Origin of the sequence: Brachyspira sp. G79, from assembly GCF_002379365.1 — a bacterium.
Lineage (GTDB): Bacteria > Spirochaetota > Brachyspiria > Brachyspirales > Brachyspiraceae > Brachyspira.
On record NZ_JQIU01000008.1, the window covers coordinates 2,310,447 to 2,317,304 of the forward strand.

Below are 6,858 nucleotides of genomic sequence, written 5' to 3' on the forward strand. Positions count from 1 at the left end.
CATAATACTAGTTTTTTAATAAAAAAGCGTGCAAATACTCTAACTCTTAAACAAAGTATCACTTTTTTCATAGCTTGATTTTTTTAAATATTGATATATAATAGAGAGAGGTATATTATTAAATTTTGAGAATAAATAATTAACTTATTTATAAGAGAAAAAGGCTTATAATGTATAAATTAAATACTTATGTTGTATATCCTATGTACGGTATATGTAAAGTTATAGGTATATCTGATAGTAAAGTGAATTCTAATCTTGTAGAATGTTATGTATTAGAATGTGAAAGTGAAAATATTACATTAAAAGTCCCTATAAACAGAGTTAAAGAATATCGTATACGTAAAATAATATCAAAAGCAGAGGCCGATGAACTCATTAATATACTTCAAACCAAACCGCATGATATAGAAAATAACTGGAAAATAAGATATCAGGAAAATGAAGAAAAATTAAGAAGCGGCGATATTAAAGATACAATAGAAGTAGCTAGAAGTTTATTTACTAGAAACAAATTAAAAGAACTATCGGCAAGTGAAAAACGTTTATACGAAAAGGCTTATATGTTTATAGTTAATGAAATCAGTATAGCTTTAAAAAAAGACAAAGATGAAATTGAAGATATAGTATCTAATGCCTTAGAAAAATCTGCCAAAAAATTCAAAACTAAACCTTTAGAAAAAGAAAAATTGGTAAAAGAAAATAAAGACAATACTAAAAAAAGAAGAAAGATACTAAAGAATAATATTCTTCAATATTTCTAAAAAAGCATTTATTCAAATAAAAAATAAATATATCTAATTATACTGTAGTTTGTAGGGGGAACTATTATGTGGAGAATAGTATATTTTGTTATATCTTTTTTAATAGCACTAATGGATTATTATTTTACAAAAACTTTTAATTATAAAACTGTATCTATATTTTTACTGAGTGCTGTTTTAATATTTTTATTTGAGTTTTTACTTATAAGGAAAAAATCTTCTAAAATTACTCTTGCTTTTTTTATCTCATTTTTTCTAACTATAGTTACAGTGCTATTAACTATAAGTACTGTTAATATGATAGGAATTAAATTATCTATAAATGAAAAATTAATCATTCTTTTTATAGAAGGATATCTTACTTTTGGAATTATAGCGGCATTTATACCGAATATATCGAATATGCTTAATCTTACAAAACCTGATAAAAATAAAACAGCAAAAATACTTGATACTTCTGTTATAGTAGATGGAAGAATATATGATATTGCCGAAAAGAAATTCTTTGACGGACTTCTTGTGCTTCCTGAATTCGTGATAAAAGAAGTACAGTTCTTAAGCGATGCCCGAGATCCGCAAAAAAGAATAAGAGGAAGAAGGGCATTAGAGATATTAAATAAAATGAAATCCTCTAAAAATATACTTCTTTCTATTACTGATATAGATTTTCCTAATATAAAAGAAGTAGATTTAAAACTTATAGAACTTGCCAAAAAAATGGATGCTAAAGTTATTACTAATGATTTTAATTTGATGAAAGTAGCTTCTATTCATGAAGTTGAAATATTAAATATAAATGATTTAGCTAATTCACTTCATGTTGTTGTACTTCCGGGGGAAACTATTAAAATTGATTTGATAAGAGAGGGAAAAGATAAGCAGGCACTTGGATATTTAGAAGATGGTACTATGATAGTTGTTGATAATGCTAAACATTTGATAGGAAAAAATGTTGAAATAGAAATAGATAATGTACTTCCTAAAGAGGCTGGAAGGGTAATATTTGCTTCTCTTGCAGGAGCTAAACAATCAAATAATAATAATAAAAAAAGACATGATAAATGATAATAGATCTCTCCTTTTCAATTTATAATAATATGCCTCATTATCCTAATGATATTGATGTAAAAGTTGAAAATTGTAATTATGAGTATTTTAATATAACCAATATCAATATGTGTGTTCATAGCGGCACTCATATTGATACACCTCTTCACTGCATAAATAATAAGCCTTCTGCTGAAAATATAGATTTGAGCTATTTTATTGGCAGTGCTTACTGTATTGATATTAAAGCAGATAAAGAAAATAAAATAAACTTTCCTTATAATTTTGATTTTGAAACTATAAAAGGATATGATATACTGCTTATTAATACTTCTTGGCATAAGAATATTAATACAAAGAATTATTATAAAAATTTTCCATATCTAAGTGAAAGTTTTGCAAATCAATTACTTAACTTAAAAATCAAAACAATAGGCATAGACAGTCCTTCTGTTGATAATATTAACAATAATTTAATACATAATATTTTATTTTCACATGACATATGTATTATAGAAGGACTTTCCAATTTAGATAAAGTATCGAATAAAGAATTTTTCTTTAGTGCAGCCCCATTAAAAATAGAAAATGCTGAAGGCTCACCAGTAAGAGCATATGCTATAATTTAATCTTTTTTTCTTTTCTTTACTTCCAAAATAATTAATATTATAGTTGTAATAATAACAGCAAATACGAGTATTTTATTAAAAGGCAATTTGACACTTTTATTATTAAGAAAATTATTCCAAAGATTTTCCATTAAAATACCAGCTCTGTCATCAAGTTCAGATATTCGTTTTGACATATATACAATATTCTTTTTATCTGGGTATATTCTTTTATCATTTTTTATTTCATCAGGCAGTAATTCTAAAGCTGCTGTATTAGGTGTGGCATATCCTATATATTTTGTATTCTCATATGATATTTGTCTCTCACATAAAAAATTTATATACATATGTGCTGCTTCTATATTTTCAGCATTTTTAGGAATTGCCAAACATTCAACAAAAGGATTTCCTCCAGATTTTGGTATAACAAAATTTATATTTGTATTTTGCTTTATGACAGTTAAAGCATCGCCGCCATATGTAACTCCTATATATGCCTTTTCATCTCTTATCTTATATAGTATTTCGTCCATAACATAATCCTGAACTACAGCTCTTTGCTTTTTTAAAGCATCAAATGATTTTAATATTTCTTTTTCATTTGTAGTATGCAAATCAAAGCCTAAATAACCATTAGCAGCTGCAAAAGCGTCTCTTGGAGCTATTGCCATCAGTATCATATCTTTATAATCTTCATTAAAAAGTATAGACCAATCAATATCTTCTTCTTTTATATCTATATTTTTTTTATTGTATATAATACCGCTCATTCCCCAAGTATAAGGAACACTGTATTCCCCTTTTGGATCATAGGCTAGTGAAAAAAAGAAGGGATCTATATTTTTTTTTACAGCGGGAAGCAAATCAAAATTTAGTTTCTGTATCATATCATTTTTTATCATTCTCACTATAATATAATCGGTAGGAGTTATTACATCGTAATTTTCTGTATATAATTTTAATTTGGCATATACTTCTTCATTAGAATTATGTATTATATAATTTACTTTTATTCCAGTAAGATTTTCAAACTCTTTTATAATATCCATAGAACCTTTAGAGCCATCAGCTATATACTCCCCCCAATTACATACATTTAATGTAATATTCTTATCTTTTAATCTTTCATAATAATTTAAATCTAACTGACTTTTATCAAGTTTACTTACAAAATGAGAATTTTGAGCAAATATTATACTGCCATATAAAAGACTAATAAATACGGCATAATACAAACGATTGTACATTGTTTTTCCTTAATTATTGTTTTTTATGTTTTCTTAAAATAAATTTATTTTTAGAATCTTATACCTATTTGTCCTCCTATATCAAGACCTCCCATTTTTGTCTTTGGAATACTATCTTTATATTCAAGCAAAGGGAAATCATAAGAAAGATAAACACCTAAAGTTACATTATAAAGAAGCAAAAAATCCAAACTTGCTTTAAGATATGGTATATACAAATTATAAAATCTATTTTGCAATTGTTTAAGAGTATATTTTTCTATTGTCTCTGACCCGCTGTTTTCTTTAGAATAGCTGCTTCCTCCCAAAGGAAATTTTACCCCAGCTCCAACTCCTATAGACATAAATAGTATATCTATTTTGGGCATCAAACCTATAGATAAACTGTCAAACGTAACATTCCCTTTAGACAAATCTGATTTATATGCAAATACATCTCTTTGATATCCAAAATCTAAAGATATCCCTAAAGATAATATATTTAAATCAAAATAATAATTAGGCTTTAAATAAACACCAAATTCAAACCCCCCGTCTGGTTTTACAGTTTCGCTTTGTTTTCCATCTTCAAGATAAAAACCTATACCTGCTCCCAAAGGCACACTTAAATCAACACCAAATCCATCTTTAGCCATAAGCCCTGAAGTCATAACGGATAAAAATAAAAACAAAATTAATACGTATTTCTTCATATATAATATACTCCAGTTTTATTATTATATTAAAGATATAAATATTTTCTGTTTTTTCAAGCATTAATTTAGTATTTTAGCGGTGAATTAAATTCATATAAATAGATGTTAAGTTTCTTACAAAGTTAAAATAACTTTATCAATAAAAAGATTATTCATACATAAAATACTTATCCATTACCTATAAAATATAATAATAAAAACAATAGATTTTTTGTTTAACTTTTTTACTATTTTAATATATAATAGAACTTAATCTTATTTATAAGGAGTTATAAAAATGACAAAAGTTGTTTTAATACGTCATGGTGAGAGTGTATGGAATAAAGAAAACTTATTTACAGGCTGGGCAGATGTTACTTTGTCTGAAAAAGGTATAGAAGAGGCTAAAGCAGGTGGTACAGAACTTAAAAAAGCTGGATTTACTTTTGATAAAGCATATACTTCTACACTAACACGTGCTATCAAAACTTTAAACTTAGTTTTAGAAGAAATGGGACTTTTATGGATACCTGTAGAAAAATGCTGGCAGTTAAATGAAAGACATTACGGAGCATTACAAGGATTAAATAAATCACAAACTGCTGAAAAATATGGAGAAGATCAAGTTAAAATCTGGAGAAGAAGCTATGATACTCCACCTCCAGCATTAACAAAAGATGATGAAAGATATCCTGGTAATGATCCACGTTATAAAGGCTTATCTGAAAAAGAACTTCCTTTAACTGAATGTTTAAAAGATACAGTTGCAAGAGTAGTTCCTTTCTGGGAAAATGTTATACTTCCAGATATTAAAGCAGGTAAAAAAATCATAATCGCTGCTCATGGTAACAGCTTAAGAGCATTAGTAAAATACTTAGACAATATCTCTGATGCAGACATCACAGAGCTTAATATACCTACAGGAATGCCTTTAGTTTATGAGCTTGATGATAATTTCAAAGCTGTAAATAAACAGTATTTAGGCGACCCTGAAGCAGTTAAAAAAGCTATGGAAGCAGTAGCTAATCAAGGCAAAAAGAAGTAATAAAATTTGTTAAAAACAACTAGAAAAGCCTCCTGTAGTAAAAATTACTGGAGGCTTAAAATTTTTTAAATGTATTAAAAAGTCATAGTTATTCCATAATAAAAAATACAAAAAATAGTATTGATTATTTTTTATATTATTATATAATGGCACAAAAGTTATGGATTATGTTATGAAACAACAAACAACAAACAACAAACAACAAACAACAAACAACAAACAACAAACAACAAACAACAAACAACAAACAACAAACAACTCTATATATTCTCAAGTTTTACTTTCTAAATCATTATATATCTGTTGCAAAAAATACTTCAATCAATCTAAATACAGCCGTTGTATTTTAGGAGTAGTTTATGAAAAATAAATTAAATAAAATAATATTAATTATAAGTTCTATACTCATAATATCAACATTACTTTTAGCGGTTTTAGGTTCAGTTAATAGAAAAGGTTATTTATCTGAATTTAAGCTCCAATCATCAAATAATGGGGAGTATAATTATCATTTTAGATTGAAATATTATAGTAAAATCTTTAGAAATAGTGATATATATAAAGTTTATTTTGATACTAATGAAATAATAAAAAATAATAATTATATTAAAGATATAAAAATTGATAAACCAGGAAGCCCTTTTGGTAATTTGGTATCTTCTAAGCAATTAGAATATGATGAAAAAATTGATAATATAAATTATTCTTTAAAAATAAAAACAGTATTTTATTTCATATTATTTATTTTAATATTGTTTAATTTATATTTATGCGTTAAATATAGATTATTAATTTATGATTTATATAACAGAATATTAGAAAATAAAAATATTATTTTTAAGATATCTTCTATAATTTTCTTTTCATTAATAGGAGTTTTTTTACTCTTACTTTTATTGGGAAGTATACCTCATAAAGGTTCATTATCTGATTTTGAATTAATAGCAGAAAGTAAAGCAGGGTATGTATATAAGGCAAAATTTAATCCTAAGTGGTTGTTCTCTCCTAATTTTATTTATAAATATTCAGATAAGCCTTTAAAACTAGAAAATAAGCCTGATTATGTAAAAAATTATGGCTACAGTATAGAAATTAATAGAATGCCTGATTGGTATAATACTAACCCTAAAGAAGGACTTACAGCAAGTGCTTGGAATAATGATGATGGAACTTTTACAGTATCTAATTCTACAAGTTGGAATAGTTATAATTATATAATACCTCTATCTGTAGGTGAAAAATATAAAACTTCAATAGAAATTAAAAAACTTTCTGATTATTCAGAAGGTGCTGTAACATATTATTTGGATACTAAAAATTATAATATAATTATCCCTAATACAGAAAATATAACATCAGAGTATAAAATATATTCAGGAGATGTAGAGATAAAAGAGGCTCTTTCTAATGAATATCCGCATTTATTCTTTTCCTATCCAATGGGAGTATTCAATATAAAATCTATTAAAG

At 25.8% G+C, this 6,858-nt stretch carries 7 protein-coding genes and 1 pseudogene; 6 read left to right on the forward strand and 2 right to left on the reverse strand.

What is annotated here, in order from left to right; translation table 11 throughout:
- Positions 1-170: 170 nt before the first annotated feature.
- From KQ44_RS11670 to KQ44_RS11680, 3 genes are all read left to right on the forward strand, one after another.
- Complete coding sequence (locus KQ44_RS11670; protein ID WP_096737552.1) at positions 171-764, forward strand: CarD family transcriptional regulator; 594 nt, start codon at positions 171-173, stop codon at positions 762-764.
- Positions 765-830: 66 nt separating this feature from the next.
- Positions 831-1,829 carry a PIN domain-containing protein gene (locus KQ44_RS11675; protein ID WP_096737553.1) on the forward strand — a complete coding sequence of 333 codons (999 nt, stop codon included), beginning with the start codon at positions 831-833 and terminating at the stop codon, positions 1,827-1,829.
- On the forward strand, positions 1,826-2,440 hold the full coding sequence (locus KQ44_RS11680) for a cyclase family protein (RefSeq protein ID WP_096737554.1): 615 nt from the start codon (positions 1,826-1,828) through the stop codon (positions 2,438-2,440). Before KQ44_RS11675 ends, KQ44_RS11680 begins: the two co-directional genes overlap by 4 nt.
- Here KQ44_RS11680 and KQ44_RS11685 read toward each other — a convergent pair.
- Positions 2,437-3,669: an ABC transporter substrate-binding protein gene (locus tag KQ44_RS11685; protein WP_096737555.1), complete on the reverse strand. Its 1,233-nt coding sequence runs from the start codon at positions 3,667-3,669 to the stop codon at positions 2,437-2,439. The genes KQ44_RS11680 and KQ44_RS11685 overlap by 4 nt on opposite strands.
- 50 nt (positions 3,670-3,719) lie before the next feature.
- Positions 3,720-4,361: an outer membrane beta-barrel protein gene (locus KQ44_RS11690; protein ID WP_096737556.1), complete on the reverse strand. Its 642-nt coding sequence runs from the start codon at positions 4,359-4,361 to the stop codon at positions 3,720-3,722.
- Between the two features lie 280 nt (positions 4,362-4,641).
- Here KQ44_RS11690 and gpmA point away from each other — a divergent pair, with 280 nt between their 5' ends.
- The 3 genes and pseudogenes from gpmA to KQ44_RS14495 all read left to right on the forward strand — a co-directional run.
- The gene (gene gpmA, locus KQ44_RS11695; RefSeq protein WP_096737557.1) at positions 4,642-5,388 is read left to right on the forward strand and encodes a 2,3-diphosphoglycerate-dependent phosphoglycerate mutase; all 747 of its coding nucleotides are present in this window, start codon (positions 4,642-4,644) and stop codon (positions 5,386-5,388) included.
- Between the two features lie 172 nt (positions 5,389-5,560).
- Complete coding sequence (locus KQ44_RS11700) at positions 5,561-5,758, forward strand: hypothetical protein (protein WP_096737558.1); 198 nt, start codon at positions 5,561-5,563, stop codon at positions 5,756-5,758.
- Positions 5,748-6,858 (forward strand): annotated as a pseudogene (locus KQ44_RS14495) (hypothetical protein); the annotation flags it as partial. The gene KQ44_RS11700 and the pseudogene KQ44_RS14495, both read left to right, overlap by 11 nt.